General features: G+C 69.4%; 14 protein-coding genes. 4 read left to right on the top strand and 10 right to left on the bottom strand.

All coding sequences use genetic code 11. The features are described 5' to 3' along the window. Window positions 1-44: 44 nt before the first annotated feature. From GBZ48_RS07475 to GBZ48_RS07465, 3 genes are read left to right on the top strand one after another with little or no spacing between them, the layout of a single operon-like run. A complete protein-coding gene (locus GBZ48_RS07475; RefSeq protein ID WP_174470448.1) occupies window positions 45-1,391 on the top strand; it encodes an ABC transporter substrate-binding protein in 1,347 nt (448 codons plus the stop codon). A 21-nt stretch (window positions 1,392-1,412) separates the two neighbouring features. Further along, window positions 1,413-2,204: an ABC transporter ATP-binding protein gene (locus tag GBZ48_RS07470; RefSeq protein WP_174470447.1), complete on the top strand. Its 792-nt coding sequence runs from the start codon at window positions 1,413-1,415 to the stop codon at window positions 2,202-2,204. Window positions 2,205-2,240: 36 nt separating this feature from the next. Next, complete coding sequence (locus GBZ48_RS07465; RefSeq protein ID WP_174470446.1) at window positions 2,241-3,518, top strand: SfnB family sulfur acquisition oxidoreductase; 1,278 nt, start codon at window positions 2,241-2,243, stop codon at window positions 3,516-3,518. Between the two features lie 48 nt (window positions 3,519-3,566). Here the strand turns inward: GBZ48_RS07465 and GBZ48_RS07460 are convergent, their stop codons facing one another. The 5 genes from GBZ48_RS07460 to GBZ48_RS07440 form a co-directional block, all read right to left on the bottom strand. After that, window positions 3,567-4,961, bottom strand: a complete 1,395-nt coding sequence (locus tag GBZ48_RS07460; protein ID WP_174470445.1) for an MmgE/PrpD family protein — start codon at window positions 4,959-4,961, stop codon at window positions 3,567-3,569. A 42-nt stretch (window positions 4,962-5,003) separates the two neighbouring features. Further along, entirely contained in the window at window positions 5,004-5,786 is a 783-nt protein-coding gene (locus GBZ48_RS07455; RefSeq protein ID WP_211105669.1) for an amino acid ABC transporter ATP-binding protein, read from the bottom strand. Next, window positions 5,783-6,463, bottom strand: a complete 681-nt coding sequence (locus GBZ48_RS07450; protein ID WP_246307047.1) for an amino acid ABC transporter permease — start codon at window positions 6,461-6,463, stop codon at window positions 5,783-5,785. The genes GBZ48_RS07455 and GBZ48_RS07450 overlap by 4 nt, the downstream gene beginning before the upstream one ends. A 2-nt stretch (window positions 6,464-6,465) precedes the next feature. Further along, the gene (locus GBZ48_RS07445; protein WP_174470444.1) at window positions 6,466-7,137 is read right to left on the bottom strand and encodes an amino acid ABC transporter permease; all 672 of its coding nucleotides are present in this window, start codon (window positions 7,135-7,137) and stop codon (window positions 6,466-6,468) included. Window positions 7,138-7,207: 70 nt separating this feature from the next. Further along, a complete protein-coding gene (locus tag GBZ48_RS07440) occupies window positions 7,208-8,083 on the bottom strand; it encodes a transporter substrate-binding domain-containing protein (protein ID WP_246307046.1) in 876 nt (291 codons plus the stop codon). Window positions 8,084-8,330: 247 nt separating this feature from the next. On the opposite strand from GBZ48_RS07440, the gene GBZ48_RS07435 reads away from it, so the two are divergent. Then, window positions 8,331-9,260: a fatty acid desaturase gene (locus GBZ48_RS07435; protein ID WP_174470442.1), complete on the top strand. Its 930-nt coding sequence runs from the start codon at window positions 8,331-8,333 to the stop codon at window positions 9,258-9,260. 17 nt (window positions 9,261-9,277) lie between these two features. Here the strand turns inward: GBZ48_RS07435 and GBZ48_RS07430 are convergent, their stop codons facing one another. Genes GBZ48_RS07430 through GBZ48_RS07410 form a run of 5 tightly spaced genes read right to left on the bottom strand, consistent with a single transcriptional unit; the run spans window position 9,278 to window position 14,091 of the window. Continuing rightward, entirely contained in the window at window positions 9,278-10,282 is a 1,005-nt protein-coding gene (locus tag GBZ48_RS07430) for an ornithine cyclodeaminase family protein (RefSeq protein ID WP_174470441.1), read from the bottom strand. Window positions 10,283-10,296: 14 nt separating this feature from the next. Next, entirely contained in the window at window positions 10,297-11,265 is a 969-nt protein-coding gene (locus tag GBZ48_RS07425; RefSeq protein WP_343049401.1) for an ABC transporter ATP-binding protein, read from the bottom strand. An 11-nt stretch (window positions 11,266-11,276) separates the two neighbouring features. Further along, a complete protein-coding gene (locus tag GBZ48_RS07420) occupies window positions 11,277-12,263 on the bottom strand; it encodes an oligopeptide/dipeptide ABC transporter ATP-binding protein (RefSeq protein WP_174470440.1) in 987 nt (328 codons plus the stop codon). Beyond that, on the bottom strand, window positions 12,260-13,120 hold the full coding sequence (locus GBZ48_RS07415) for an ABC transporter permease (protein ID WP_174470439.1): 861 nt from the start codon (window positions 13,118-13,120) through the stop codon (window positions 12,260-12,262). The genes GBZ48_RS07420 and GBZ48_RS07415 overlap by 4 nt, the downstream gene beginning before the upstream one ends. Continuing rightward, window positions 13,117-14,091, bottom strand: a complete 975-nt coding sequence (locus tag GBZ48_RS07410; RefSeq protein ID WP_343049400.1) for an ABC transporter permease — start codon at window positions 14,089-14,091, stop codon at window positions 13,117-13,119. Before GBZ48_RS07410 ends, GBZ48_RS07415 begins: the two co-directional genes overlap by 4 nt.

The following is a 14,091-nucleotide window of genomic DNA, read 5'->3' as shown; positions in this document are numbered from 1 at the left end:
CCGCCTCTTTCCAAAATCTGTCCTTTCCAACGGAGACACACCAGATGTCGCGTCCGAACACCCGAACCTTGTCCCTGAGAGCCGCCCTGCTCGGCGCACTTCTCGGCACCGCCGCCCTGCTGCCCGCTGCCGCGCAGGCGGACGAGCAGTATTTCCCGCTGCAAAGCTACCGCGTCGGCCCCTATGCCGCCGGCGGCACCGGCTTCTTCGGCGGTTTCATCGACTATCTGACGCTGGTCAACACCCGCGACGGCGGCGTCAACGGCGTCAAGCTGACCTGGGACGAGTGCGAGACCCAGTATGAGGTCGAACGCGGCGTCGAATGCTACAAGCGGCAGAAGAACCGGCCCGGCGTCGCGGCCTGGAACCCGCTGTCGGTCGGCATCGCCTATGCGATGATCGACGATGTCGGCCGCGACAAGGTTCCGCTGATCACCGTCAACCATGGCCGCACCGACAGCACCGACGGCCGCGTCTTCAAATACGTTTTCCCGCTGCTGCTGAACCCCTACAGCGAAAGCTCGGGCATCGTGAACTACATCGGCACGCGGGAAGGCGGGCTGGAGAAGCTGAAGGGCAAGAAGATCGTGGTGCTGTACCACGGCTCGCCCTACGGCAAGGAGACCATCCCGATCTACCAGCTGCTGGCGGAGAAATACGGCTTCTCGGTGGAGCAGGTCGAGGTGCCGCATCCCGGCAACGAACAGCAGTCGCAATGGCTGTCGATCCGCCGGACCAAGCCCGACTATGTCGTCCTGCGCGGCTGGGGCGTGATGAATCCGGTGGCGCTGAAGACGGCGCAGAAGGTCGGCTTCCCGGCCGACCGCATCATCGGCAACGTCTGGTCCAATTCCGAGGAGGACGTCATCCCGGCCGGCGACGCCGCCAAGGGATACACCGCCATCACCACCCAGGCGTCGGGTGCGGACTATCCGGTGCTGCAGGAGATCGCGAAGACGGTCTACGGCGCCGGCAAGGGCAATCTGGACGACAAGAAGCGGATCGGCAGCGTCTATCACAATCTCGGCATCGTGAACGGCATCCTGAATGTCGAGGCGGTGCGCATCGCCCAGGACAAGTTCGGCAAGCGGACCCTGACCGGCGACGAGGTGCGCTGGGGCTTCGAGCATCTGCGGCTCGATCCCGCACGGGTCGAGGCGCTCGGTGCCAAAGGCCTGTTCCATTCCATCAACGTCAGCGTCGCCAACCATGAGGGCGAAGGGCGCGTGACCTTCCAGCAGTGGGACGGCGCCAAGTGGAAGGTGGTGTCCGACTGGATCGCCCCGGACTGGGCCCTGCTGCGCCCGATCATCGAGAAATCGTCGCTGGCCTACGCCGCCGAGCACGGCATCCAGGTCCGCGACCCCGCCGCCGAAGACGCGAGCAACTGAGCCCGGAGGAGTCCCGCCGCCATGACCATTCACGAGGTGCTGCTGTCGCTGGACGGGGTCGAGGCGACCTACAACCACGCCATCCGTGCGCTGTCGGGCGTCAGCCTGACCGTGCGGACGAAGGAGATCGTCGCCCTGCTCGGCGCCAACGGGGCCGGCAAGACCACCGCCCTGAAGGCACTGTCCGGCCTGCTGCCGGCGGAGCGCGGCCAGATCGCCGCCGGCAGCATCGTCTATGACGGCGAGGACGTCACCCGCCGCAGCCCGGCCGAACTGGTGCGCGCCGGGCTGGTGCAGGTTCTGGAGGGCCGGCACTGTTTCCGCTCCCTGACCGTCGAGGACAACCTCATCGTCGGCGGTCAGGTGCGGGGCCTGGACCGCGCCGCCCTGCGCTCCGAGCTGGAGCGCATCTATGCCCTGTTCCCCCGGCTGCGCGACAGGCGCAGGATCCCGGCCGGCCTGACCTCCGGCGGGGAGCAGCAGATGACGGCGATCGGCCGGGCGCTGATGGCGCGGCCCCGGCTGCTGGTGCTGGACGAGCCGTCGATGGGCCTCGCCCCGATGGTGGTCGAAGGCATCTTCGCCGCCCTGAAGCGCCTGAACCGCGAAGAGGGGCTGTCGATCCTGGTGGCCGAACAGAATTCCACCGTCGCCCTGCGCCACGCCGACCGCGCCAGCGTGCTGGAGACCGGCCGCACCGTGCTGGACGGCTCCGCCGCCGACCTGCGCGACCGCGACGACATCAAGGCCTTCTATCTGGGCTTCGGTGTCGGCAGTTCCACCGCCGCCGCAACCACCCCTACCGCTGCCTGAGCGGACCAACCCGAAACCGATAAAGGATACGAGACGATGAGCACTGCCGTTCTCGACACAGCCCCCAAAACCGCCGACGACAAGACCGCCGATCCCGCGCCGCAGGGCGTGCCGGGCCTGCCGCGCCCGGCCAAACCCGCCCACATCGTCAAGGACGATGCCGAAGCCATCGCGGTGGCGGAAGCGCTGGCCCGCGAAGTCGCCGGCAGCGCGTCGAAGCGCGACCGCGACCGCATCCTGCCGGTGGCCGAACTGGACGCCTTCTCGCAGAGCGGCCTGTGGTCGATCAACGTGCCGAAGGCGTTCGGCGGGCCGGAGGTCTCCTACGCGACGCTGGCAAGGGTGGTGCAGATCGTGGCGGCGGCGGATCCGTCGCTGTCGCAGATCTCGCAGAACCATCTGGGCGTGGTCGCCGCCATCCGCACCGTCTCGGACGAGGCGCAGCAGCGCCTGCTGTTCGGCGAGGTGCTGAAGGGCATCCGCTTCGGCAACGCCTTTTCCGAATTCGGCACCAAGCGCGCCGCCGACTTCGCCACGAGCTTCAGCGACGAAGGCGACCATGTGCTGGTGACCGGCCGCAAATTCTACTCGACCGGCGCACTGCTCGCCCATCTGGTGCCCATCGTCACGGTGGACGACCAGGGCCGCGCTTGGTACGCCATCGCCGACCGCAACGCCCCCGGCCTGACGGTGATCGACGACTGGTCGGGCTTCGGCCAGCGCACCACCGCCAGCGGCACTGTGATCCTCGACAAGGTGAAGGTGCCGAAGACCCATCTGGTGCCCGGCTACAAGGGCTATGAGGTGCCGACCGCCGACGGCGCCATCTTCCAGATCATCCAGGTCGCGGTCGACAACGGCATCGCCGAGGCAGCGATCCGCGACACGCTGGAGTTCGTGCGAAGCCGCAGCCGCCCTTGGGTGGACAGCGGGCAGGACCGGGCGTCGGACGATCCCTACACCATCCAGGCGGTCGGCCGCCTGACGCTGCGGCTGCACGCCGCCGAAGCATTGCAGGAGAAGGCGGGCCTCGCGGTGGATGCCGCCGTCGCCGCCCCCGGTGCCGAAACCGTCGCCAAGGCCCAACTGGCGGTGGCCGAGGCCAAGATCCTCAGCACCGAAATCGCCCTTGAGGCGAGCAGCACCCTGTTCGAACTGGCCGGCACCCGTTCCGTCCTGGCCGAGCACAATTTCGACCGGCACTGGCGCAACGCCCGCACCCACACGCTGCACGACCCGGTGCGCTGGAAATACGCCATCCTCGGCAACCATGCCCTGAACGGCGTCAACCCGCCGCTCCATGCCTGGAGCTGACGGGACTGGACAGGTGCGGTGGCCTCCCTCCGGGCATCGTCCCGATGGTCAGGCCGCTGCCGTGTCCCGGAAGAGGCAGCGGGCGTCGCCAGCGGTTCCGATGGTCAGCACGGCGGCTTGCAGGCGCTCGACCGCCGGTTCGGCCAGCACCCGTGCCGCGTTGGCGCGGAACTTCGCGATCACGGCCGCGTCGTCCATCGGTCGTTCGCGACAGCCGCGCGGATGGGACAGCCGCGGCCCCTCGAACCAGCGTCCGCGTGCGCGCACCCGCACCTGCCCGGCGGGCCGGCGCGTCTCCCCGCTCATCGCCCCGTCGATCTCGCGGTCGACGGTCGCGGTCACGCGGGCGGCCAGAGCCGCGCGGTCATCATCAGCAAGGGCTCCGGCGACATGCCAATCCGGCGATGGCAGCCCCAGCGCGAGGCAGGCAAGACAGTAAGGCAGGCTGAACTGGGCATCGACCATGGTGGCGGGGGCCGCATCCATGAAGTCGCGCGACAGACCGGCGGAGGTCAGAACCTCGATCCGCTCGATCTCGCCGGCCGCCAGCCCGTGGCTGTCGCGCAGCGTCTCGAAGGATTCCAGCGCCGTGTGCATCCAGCGGCAGGCCGGATAGGCCTTGAAGCTGGCATGGCGCGCCCACCAGACCTCTCCCAGCCCGTCGCACAGGACGTCCGGATCGAAACGGTCAGAACCGATCATCCGCCAGAACCCGGTCGGCCCGTCGAGCACATCGGCGGCACCGACCAGCCCCGCCATGGCGTAGCCGACGGCACGCAGCCCGGCCTCCGTGGCCGGGGCGTTGAAGTCCTTGAAGGACACCAGCGGGCGGGCATCCCAATTGTAGCGCCGCAGGCTCGGCACCGGCGCCAGCGTCCCGGCGAAGCCGAAGGCATTGGCGAGATCGGTGCCATCGAGTCCGAGAAGGCGGCCGTAGACCGCCGCCGCCGCCAGCGACTGGTGCTGGCACACGCCATAGACCTGCCGGAACCTCTCCTGGCTCGGCTGGATCGACAGGATGATGCGGGCGTTGATCTCGTAGGCGGCGGCAAGCGCCGCCAGCAGCGTTGCGCCGTCGGCACCGGACACGGCCACGCCGCTCAGCGCGGCGGCGACCAGCGTCGCCCCCGGATGCCCCATGCCCTTGCCGTCGACCTCGAAGCCGTCGTCATGGTCGAGCGCGTTCATCGCCGTGGAATTGACGAAGGCGGCTCCGGCCGGCGCGAGCGAGACTCCCATGCCCGGCACCGGACAGGGGCCGTCGGCACAGTCCACCCGCACGGTGGCCAGCACGCGCCGGGTCAGGTCGGTGCCCGCACCGGCGAGGCCGCAACCGAGCGCGTCGAGCAGATGCAGCTTGATCTTGGCGAGGACGTCGGCGGGGATGTCCGCCACCGACAGCCCCGCCGCGAAATCGGCCAGACGCCGTGTCAGCGAGGTCATGGCGTGCGCATCGGCGTGGAAACGGGTTGCATGGGCGAACCGTCAGAATCGGAAGGCGGTGAAACGGTCGAGGAAACGCCGCGTGCGCTCCTCGCGCGGGGACTTCAGCACCTGCTCGGGCGGGCCGTCCTCCAGGATGCGGCCCTCGTGCAGGAACAGGATGCGGGTGGCGAAGTGGTAGGCGAAGCCCAGCTCATGCGTCACCAGCAGCATGGTCCGCCCGTCCTCCGACAGGTCGTTGATGACGCCGAGCACCTCCCCCACCAACTCCGGATCGAGCGACGAGGTCGGCTCGTCGAACAGCAGCACTTCGGGGTCCATCGCCAGGGCGCGGGCGATGGCGACGCGCTGCTGCTGGCCGCCGGACAGGCGGGCCGGATGGGCCTCCGCCTTGCCGCCGAGGCCGACCCGCTCCAGATGCCGCTGCGCCGTCCTCCGCGCCTCGGCCCGCGAGCGGCCGAGCACCGACAGCGGCCCCTCCATCACATTCTCCAGTGCGGTCATGTGGGGGAAAAGGTTGAACTGCTGGAAGACCATGCCGACCCGCGCCCGCAGGCGGTTCAGCTCGGCCTCGCGATAGCGGGTGCCGCCGCCGGCCGCCGGCTTGCCCACCGCCTCCCCGTCGAGGATCAGGCGCCCCCTGGTCGGCATCTCCAGAACGTTCAGGCAGCGCAGAAGCGTGCTCTTGCCCGACCCGCTGGAACCGAGGATCGCGATGCGCTCGCCCCGGCGCACCGAAAGGTCGATGCCCTTCAGCACCTCGGTGGAGCCGAAGCTCTTGTGCAGATCCTCGACCTGCAACACGACGTCGCCGGCCACGGTCATGCCCGTCCCGCCGCGAAGCGCCGTTCCAGCGCGTAGGATGCCAGCGTGAAGGGGTAGATCAGCAGGAAATAGATCATGGCCACGACGGTGAAGGTTTCCATGGGGATGTAGTTCTGGCTGCTGAACAGCCTTGCGGTGTACATCAGTTCGTGCACGGTGATGATCGAGGCGACCGAGGTGTTCTTGGCGAGTTCGACCGCGCGGTTGGTGAAGGCCGGCACCATGCGCCGCACCGCCAGGGGCAGGATGATGCGGCGCAGCAGCCGCAGCCGCCCCATGCCGAGCGCCCGCCCCGCCTCCCATTGCCCGGCCGCAACCGACTGGATTCCGCCACGGTAGATCTCGGCGCAATAGGCAGAGGCGTTCAGGCTCAGGGCCAGCGCCGCGGCGGCGAAGGCCGGCAGCTGGATGCCGCTCAGCACCGGCAGCGCGTAGTAGAACCAGATGAGCTGGACCAGCACCGGCGTGTTGCGGAACAGCTCGACATAGCCGCGCGCCGGCCATGCGATCCAGCGCCGTGGCGAGATGCGGGCGAGGCCGACGAGCAGGCCACCCGACAGGCCGGCGGCGAGCGCCACCGCCCACAGCGCCAGCGTCAGGCCGCAGGCTTCGAGAAGCAGGTCGATGTTGGCGAAGACCTCGCCGAATTGAAGCTCCGGCATCGTGATCGTCGGCATGGTCAGCGCGCTCCCGCCCGGCGGCCGCGGGCCTCCAGCCACTCCGCGACCTGACTGGCGGAGAACAGGACGATGAAGAACAGTCCGGCGACCACCGTGTAGACCTCAAGAGGGCGGTAGGTCTGGGTGACGATGACCATGGCGCTGTAGATCGTCTCGTGGAAAGCCAGCGCTGCGGCCAGCGTCGTGGTCTTCACCAGTTCGAAGCTGCGTTCGACGAAGGGCGCAGCCATCCGGCGGGCGGCCTGGGGCAGGATGATCCGCCGCATCAGCCGCGCCCGCCCCATGCCGAGCGCCCGGCCGGCCTCCCACTGGCCGGTCTCGACCGACAGGATGCCGCCGCGGAACACTTCGGCGAAGAAGGCGGCGGACTGGACGCCCAGCGCCGCCAGGGCGGCGGCGAAAGGCGGCAGCGTCAGCCCGAACGCCATCGGCAGGCCGTAGAAGAACCAGAAGAAATGCACCAGCGGCGGCGTGTTGCGGTAGAATTCGGTGAAGGCCAGCGCCGGCCAGGACAGCGTCCGCCGGCCCGACAGGCGCATTGCCGCCAGCACGCCGCCGATCGCCACCCCCACCGCGATGCCGCAGACCGACAGCAGCAGCGTCTGGCCCAGCCCGGCCAGCAGGATGTCGGCATTGCGGGCAACGGCGAAGAAATCCCAGACATAGCCCATAAGGCGTTCCTGCGCTCCCGTTCCTGCGCTGCGAGACCGCCCCCGGACCGGCCGGGGGCGGATGACTAGGTCAGGTCCGGGACCATTGCTCGCGCACGAGGGCCGGAGCCTCCTTGGGATCGATCCCGCGGAAGGCGAGGAACTCCTCGTAGATCTTCTGGATCCGGCCCGACTCATAGAGCGACTGGATGGCGATGCCGACCCAGTCGCGCCACGACTTGTCCACGTCGCGGCGCACGCCGGCGCTGGTCGAGGCGGCACGGACCGGGTCGGGCAGCAGCACGGTGCCGCGCTTCACGCGGCTGCGCAGCATGACCAGCGCCGGATGGAACAGCGAGACCGCGTCGACACGGCCGGAGACGAAAGCGGCCCCCACCTCGTCGATGTTGGGAAAGCGCTCCAGCTTGGCATTGGTCAGGCGCACGGTCAGTTCGCGGTCCGGCGAGGTGCCGAGCACGACGCCGATGCGCACATCGGGCTTGTCGAGGTCGCTCCAGCTCTTCGCTGCCAGACCGTCGCGGGCCAGGACGCCCAGCGCATAATAGAACATCGGCTGGACCGGGAAATCGACGGCGAGCGCACGCTGGGGGGTCGCGTCCATGGCGAACAACACGTCGAACTGCCCCGCCTGGAGGCCGGCGACCGCGGTACCCCAGGTCGTCTCGACGGCGACCGGCTTGACGCCGAGTTCCTCGGCCAGGGCGACACCGGCGCCCCAGCCGATCCCCTTCCACTCGCCTGACCGTTGATCCTTGAAGAACCAGGGCTCGCCCGGCGGCGTTCCGATCCGCAGTTCGCCGCGGTTGCGAACCTGCTGGAGCGTATCGGCGGATTGCTGCGCCGCCGCCGGTGCCGGCGTGACCGCGACCAGCGAGGCCCCGGCCCCCGCACCTGTCAGCATGATCGCACCGAGCGCCCTGCGCCGCTGAATCTTAACTTCATCCATGTTCTGCACTCCCTTTTCCCAAGGGTTATCGGCGGATTTGTTGTTTCGCAACATAAAAGCGTATGTATCATGTGAATTCTGGTATTTAGCAATTTTTTAATGTGCTTTATCCGCCGTTTCGGGAGCGCCGGTCCGCTACGCAACGCCGATGGATGCGGCTCCACGGCTCAGCTCACGCTCCATTGCGTCATTTCCTATTAATGAGATATAGTTTAAGAATGAACAACCAATTCATATGGTGAATTCTATGATCGACGTGGCCGTGCCCTCCTCCAGCCGACGGGCACGCTTGCGCAGCCTGCCGGAAGCGCCGACCTGGATTCTGGCGCTGGTCATTTACGGGGGTTGGGGACTGCTGACATGGTTCGACCATGCCCTGCCCTGGTGGGTGGTGCTGCCGTTGGGGTCCTGGCTGATCGCCTGGCACATGTCGTTGCAGCATGAGGTCATCCACGGCCACCCGACCCGCTCGGCGAGGATCAATGCGGCGCTGGGCTTCGCCCCGCTCAGCCTCTGGCTTCCTTATGAGCGCTACCGTCAGCAGCACACCACCCATCACCGCGAGGAGTGGCTGACCGATCCGGTCGAGGATCCGGAATCCCGTTACGTCACCCCGGCGCATTGGGCGGCGCGCGGTCCGCTGGCGCGGACCCTTCTGCGGGTCGACAACACGCTGGCCGGCCGCCTGACCATCGGCCCGGCCCTCGCCATCGCCAGCTTCCTGCGCGGCGAGGCCGTCCTGCTGGCGCGCGGCGACCGCGAAGCCTGGACCATCTGGCTGACACATGGCGCGGCAGCAGGGGTGGTCGCCGCCTGGGTGACGCTGGTCTGCGGGATTCCGCTCTGGGCCTATGCGCTGCTCTATGTCTATCCCGGTTTCGCCCTGGCCCTGGTCCGGTCCTTCGCCGAGCACCGCGCCGCCGGGGACAGCGACCACCGCACCGCCATCGTCGAGCGCGCGCCGCTGTTCGGGCTGCTGTTCCTCCACAACAACCTGCATGTCGTCCATCATCTGCGGCCGGACCTGCCCTGGTACGCCATCCCCGCCTATTACCGTGCGAACCGGAGCGCACTGATCGCCCGCAACAGCGGTCTGGTCTACCGGGGGTACGGCGAGGTGGCCCGGCGCTATCTGTTCACGCCGCACCACCAGCCGCCCCACCCCTTCACCCATTGATCGGAACGAAAGGGCGATCACGCAAAACGAAGAGTCTGCCCGACGCCCAGCCGGGCAGCCTTCTCCAGCAGCGCATGGCCGAGCGCGATGTCGCTGAGGCTGAGGCCGCGATGCCAGAACAGGATGGTCTCCTCGTCGCTTTCGCGGCCCGGCCGCAGGCCCGCGACGATCTGGCCGAGTTCGGCATGCAAATTCTCCTCGCTCAGCCGGCCGCTGTCGACATGGGCGCGGAGCGCGCCAAAGGGCAGCCCCTTGCGGCACTGGCCCCAGTCGTCCACCACCATCTTGTCCATGATGTCGGTCAACGACAGCTCGACCGCGCTCATGGTGCCGTAGGGCACGACCAGCGCCCCCTTGGCGATCCAGCCGGTCTTCAGCAGCGGCGCCGGTTCCGGCAGGCGCGAGGCCTCGACCACGATGTCGGCGCCGCGCACGCAGGTCTCCCAATCCTCCGTCGCCACCACCGGCTTGCCGAGGTCGCGCGACAGCCGCTCGGCGAAGCCGTCGCGGCTTTCGGGACGGCGCGAAAGGACACGAATCTCGTCGAAGTCGAACAGCCGGTCGAGCAGCCGGACGTTCCAATAGGCGGTGCCGCGCGCGCCGATGTGGCCGAGGATCCGGCTGTCCTTGCGCGCCAGATGCTTGGCCCCCAGCGCGGTGACGGCGCCGGTGCGCATCTCGGTGATGCCGGTGGCGTCGATGAAGGCCTTCGGCATCCCGGTCTCGGGATCGAACAGGTTCAGCACCGCCATCTCCGACGGCAGGCCGCGCTTGTAGTTGTCGACGAAGTCGCCAACCACCTTGACCCCGGCGACGCCAAGCGGCTTCACCACGCCGCGCAGCACGTTGAAATGCCCCTTGGCCGAGCTTTCAGGGATCAGGTGGACGCGCGGCTCGATCACCGTCCGGCCGCTGCCCTGGGCGTGGAGCGCCTGCTCCACCGCCGCCAGGATCTCGTCATCGGTCAGCGCCAGCCGTTCGACGTCCGGGCCGTTCAGGTAGGAAATGCTGATGTCCGCCATCGCGGGAACTCCGTTCACGCTGCCGCCAGGGAGGCGAGCAGGGGTTTATGGCAGGCGACGCGGCGCCCGTCGGTCAGGATGCGTTCCGCCGGCTCCTCGGTGCGGCAGCGCGCATCGGCCAGCGGGCAGCGGGGGTGGAAGGCACAGCCGGACGGGGGGTTGCGCGGACTGGGCACCTCGCCGGGCAGGGGCGGCGCGCGGTGCCGGTTGCCGGGATCGAAGCGGGGAACCGCCGCCAGCAGCGCCCGCGTATAGGGGTGCGCGGGGGCGTTCAGCACATGCTCCGCCGGCCCAACCTCCACCGCACGGCCAAGATAGAGCACCAGCACCCGGTCGGACATGGCGCGCACCACGTCGAGATTGTGCGACACCATCAGGATGGTCAGGCCGAAATCGCGCTGGAGATCGACCAGCAGATTGACGATGTCGCCCTGCACCGACAGGTCGAGGCCGGCGGTCGGCTCGTCGGCGACCAGCAGGCGCGGCCGCAGCACCAGCGCGCGGGCGATGCCGACCCGGCGCGCCTGACCGCCGCTGATCTGGTGCGGATGCTTCTCCAGCACCGACTCCGGCAGTCCGACCCGGCGCAGCAGGTCGAGCACGCCCGGCCACGCCGACCGCTCCGCCACGCCATGGATGCGCAGCGGCTCGGTCAGCAGAGTGCGGACGGTCATGCGCGGCGACAGGGCGGCGGCCGGATCCTGGAAGATCATCTGGGCGTCGCGGCGGAACGCCTTCGCCTCGCGCCCGCGCAGGTCCCCGAGGCCGCGCCTGTCGAAGCGCACCGTTCCCGCCGTCGGCGGCACCAGCCCCAGCGCGGTGCGGATCAGCGAGGATTTGCCGGAGCCGCTCTCCCCCACCACGCTCAGGGTTTCTCCCGGATGGAGGTCGAACGACACCGCGCGCACCGCCGGGACGGTGCCGTAATTCAGCGACAGACCATCGAGCGACAGCAGGGCGAGCGACCGCAGGGGATGATTCACGGCCAGTTTCCTCAGACCAGGGTGCAGGCGACGGATCGGCCGCCGCCGAGCGCGCGCAACGGCGGCACCGCGGCACGGCAGGGCTCCGCCGCCTGCGGGCAGCGCGGGGCGAAGACACAGCCCTGCGGCAGGCGCGTCGCGTCCGGCACCTCGCCGGGGATCGAGGCCAGCGTGGCGCGCCGGGCGACGCCGGCGCCGATCTCGCAGGCCAGCAGGGCGCGGGTGTAGGGGTGGCGGGGATCGCCCAGCACGGCGGCGGCCGGACCGCTCTCCACCACCGTGCCGGCATAGAGCACCGCCACGTCGTCGCACAGCTGCGACACCAGCCCCAGGCTGTGGGCGATCAGCAGGATGGTGCCGCGATAATCCTGCCGAAGCTCCTCGATCAGGGCGACGATCTGCCCTTCGATGGTGGGGTCGAGCGCAGTCGTCGGCTCGTCCGCGATCAGCAGGTCGGGTTCGGCCAGCAGGGCTGCCGCGATCATGATCCGCTGGCGCATGCCGCCGCTGAACTGGTGCGGGTAATTGGACAGCCGGCGTTCGGCGTCGGGAATGCCGACACGGGCCAGCATCGCCGCCGCCCGCGCCAGCAGGGCACCGCGCCTTTCCTTCGGGCGCTTGGCGCGTTGCAGGTCGACCAGCTGGGTGCCGATGCGAAAGACCGGGTTCAGCGCCGCCATCGGGTCCTGGAAGATCATCGCGAAGCGGGTGCCGCGCAGTGCCGCCAGCTCGTGGTCGGGCAAGGCCAGCAGGTCGCGCCCGCCATAGGCTATCGAGCCCTCCAGCCGCGACAGGTTGCGCGGCAGCAGGCGCGGGATGGCCGAGGCCAGGGTCGATTTCCCCGAACCGGATTCCCCGACCAGCCCGACGACGCGCCCGCGCCCAAGGTCCAGCGACACGTTGCGCAGCACGTCTGCCGGGCCGGCGCCGGTCGCGAAGGAAACCGACAGGTTGCGGATGGCGATCAGCGGCTCCGCCTCTTGTGGGGAAGCGGTCACGGTTCGGTCCTCAGCTTCGGATCTGCTTTAGGATCCGCTTTGGGATCCAGGGCATCGCGCAGCGCTTCGCCGAACAGGGTGAAGCCCAGCGTCGCCAGCGTCAGCACAGCACCTGCGGCGATCACCGGCCAGGGCGATTGCGACAGCGTGATGTAGCCGTCATGCAGCAGCGTTCCCCAGCTCGCCCGCGGCGGCGGCACCCCGACGCCGAGGAAGCTCAGGCCCGCCTCGATGGTGATGACGACGGGCACGTCCATGCTGGCCAGCACCACCAGCGGCCCCAGGATGTTGGGCACCAGATGATGCAGCGCGATGCGCAGCGGCGAGGCGCCCAGCACGCGCTCGGCCTCCAGGAAAGGGCTGTTGCGCAGGCTCAGCGTCTGTGCCCGCGCCACCCGGCCGAAATGCGGGACCAGCGTCACGGCGACGATCAGGATCACCTTGTCCAGCCCCGGCCCCATCAGCGCCACCACCGCCAGCGCGAAGACGAGGCTGGGAAAGGCGCTGACGATGTCGAAGACGGCGAGGATCGCCCGCTCCGCCGCCGGCGGCGCATAGGCGGCGGCGATGCCGAGCAGGGTACCGGCGGCGAGCGCCACGGCGATGGTCGAGAGCGCCACCAGCAGCGCCACCCGCCCGCCGTCGGCAAGCCGGCTCAGCAGGTCGCGGCCGAGATGGTCGGTGCCGAGCCAATGCGCCGCCGACGGCCCGCAGAAGCGGGCCAGGATGCTGAGCTTGTTGGGGTCATGGGGAACCATCCACGGCCCGGCCAGCCCGAGCAGCAGCACCGCCGCGACCAGCAGCAGCCCGGCGCGCCCGCCCGGATCGCGCCAGATGCGGTTCAGAACACCGATCATCGGGTGTCCCCCGCCCGGCGGATGCGCGGGTCGAGCCAGGCATAGCTGAGATCGACAGCCAGGTTGGTCAGGGTGAACAGCGCCACCACCACCAGCACGCAGGCCTGCACCACCGGGTAGTTGCGCGAGGAGATCGCGTCGTAGACCAGCGTGCCGATGCCCGGCCGGGCGAAGACGATCTCGGCGAAGATGGCGCCGCCGAGCAGCCGGCCGACGCCGAGGCCCAGGATCGCCACCGTCGGGATCGCCGCCGGCTTCAGGGCGTATTTGTAGACGATCACCCGGTCCGGCACGCCATAGGCGCGTAGCGTGCGGATGTGCGGCTCGCCCAGCACCTCCAGCAGCGAGGCGCGCAGCAGCCGGGCGATGTAGCCGATCCAGCCGAGCGCCAGCGACACCGCCGGCAGGGCCAGCCGTGCCAGCTGGTCGCCGACGTCCCCCGACCGGCTGACGCCCAGGACCGGGAACCAGTCGAGCCAGATGGAGAAGACCATCAGCAGCAGGATCGCCACCACGAAGTTCGGGATGGCGATGAAGCCGATGCTGACAACCGCCGCCGCGCGGTCCACGGCACTGCCGGGGTGGGTCGCCGCGTAGCAGCCGAGCGGCACGCCGAACAGCACGGCGATGCCGATGGCCGACAGGGTCAGGGTGACGGTGTAGGGCAGCACCTCCGCCACCAGCGCCGCCACCGGGCGTCCCGACACCACGTCGGTGCCGAGATCGCCGTGCAGCACGTTCCAGACGAACAGGGCGAAGCGCTCGTGCACCGGACGGTCGAGTCCCATCGCCTGGGTGAAGGCCTGCACCGCCTCCGGCGTGGCGCGGGGGCCGAGCAGCACCTGCGCCGGGTTGCCGGAGATGAACAGGGTCAGCACGAACAGCAGGGCGACCGCCCCGGCCAGCACCAGCAGGGTGGTGGCGAGGCGCTGCCCGGCATGCCGCAGCAGGACCGGCACGGCTACCGCCAC

The organism is Azospirillum melinis, from assembly GCF_013340935.1.
Taxonomy (GTDB): Bacteria; Pseudomonadota; Alphaproteobacteria; order Azospirillales; family Azospirillaceae; genus Azospirillum; species Azospirillum melinis.
The sequence above is the reverse complement of the archived record's forward strand: the minus strand, read 5'-3'. Positions and strand labels throughout refer to the sequence as shown.

Bases quoted from the DNA above. Each gene is read 5' to 3' on its own strand.
- GBZ48_RS07435 (WP_174470442.1), top strand. From the start codon at position 8,331: ATGATCGACGTGGCCGTGCCCTCCTCCAGCCGACGGGCACGCTTGCGC.
- GBZ48_RS07445 (WP_174470444.1), bottom strand. From the start codon at position 7,137: ATGGGCTATGTCTGGGATTTCTTCGCCGTTGCCCGCAATGCCGACATC.
- GBZ48_RS07465 (WP_174470446.1), top strand. From the start codon at position 2,241: ATGAGCACTGCCGTTCTCGACACAGCCCCCAAAACCGCCGACGACAAG.
- GBZ48_RS07475 (WP_174470448.1), top strand. From the start codon at position 45: ATGTCGCGTCCGAACACCCGAACCTTGTCCCTGAGAGCCGCCCTGCTC.
- GBZ48_RS07440 (WP_246307046.1), bottom strand. From the start codon at position 8,083: ATGGATGAAGTTAAGATTCAGCGGCGCAGGGCGCTCGGTGCGATCATG.
- GBZ48_RS07470 (WP_174470447.1), top strand. From the start codon at position 1,413: ATGACCATTCACGAGGTGCTGCTGTCGCTGGACGGGGTCGAGGCGACC.
- GBZ48_RS07430 (WP_174470441.1), bottom strand. From the start codon at position 10,282: ATGGCGGACATCAGCATTTCCTACCTGAACGGCCCGGACGTCGAACGG.
- GBZ48_RS07460 (WP_174470445.1), bottom strand. From the start codon at position 4,961: ATGACCTCGCTGACACGGCGTCTGGCCGATTTCGCGGCGGGGCTGTCG.
- GBZ48_RS07415 (WP_174470439.1), bottom strand. From the start codon at position 13,120: ATGATCGGTGTTCTGAACCGCATCTGGCGCGATCCGGGCGGGCGCGCC.
- GBZ48_RS07455 (WP_211105669.1), bottom strand. From the start codon at position 5,786: ATGACCGTGGCCGGCGACGTCGTGTTGCAGGTCGAGGATCTGCACAAG.
- GBZ48_RS07450 (WP_246307047.1), bottom strand. From the start codon at position 6,463: ATGCCGACGATCACGATGCCGGAGCTTCAATTCGGCGAGGTCTTCGCC.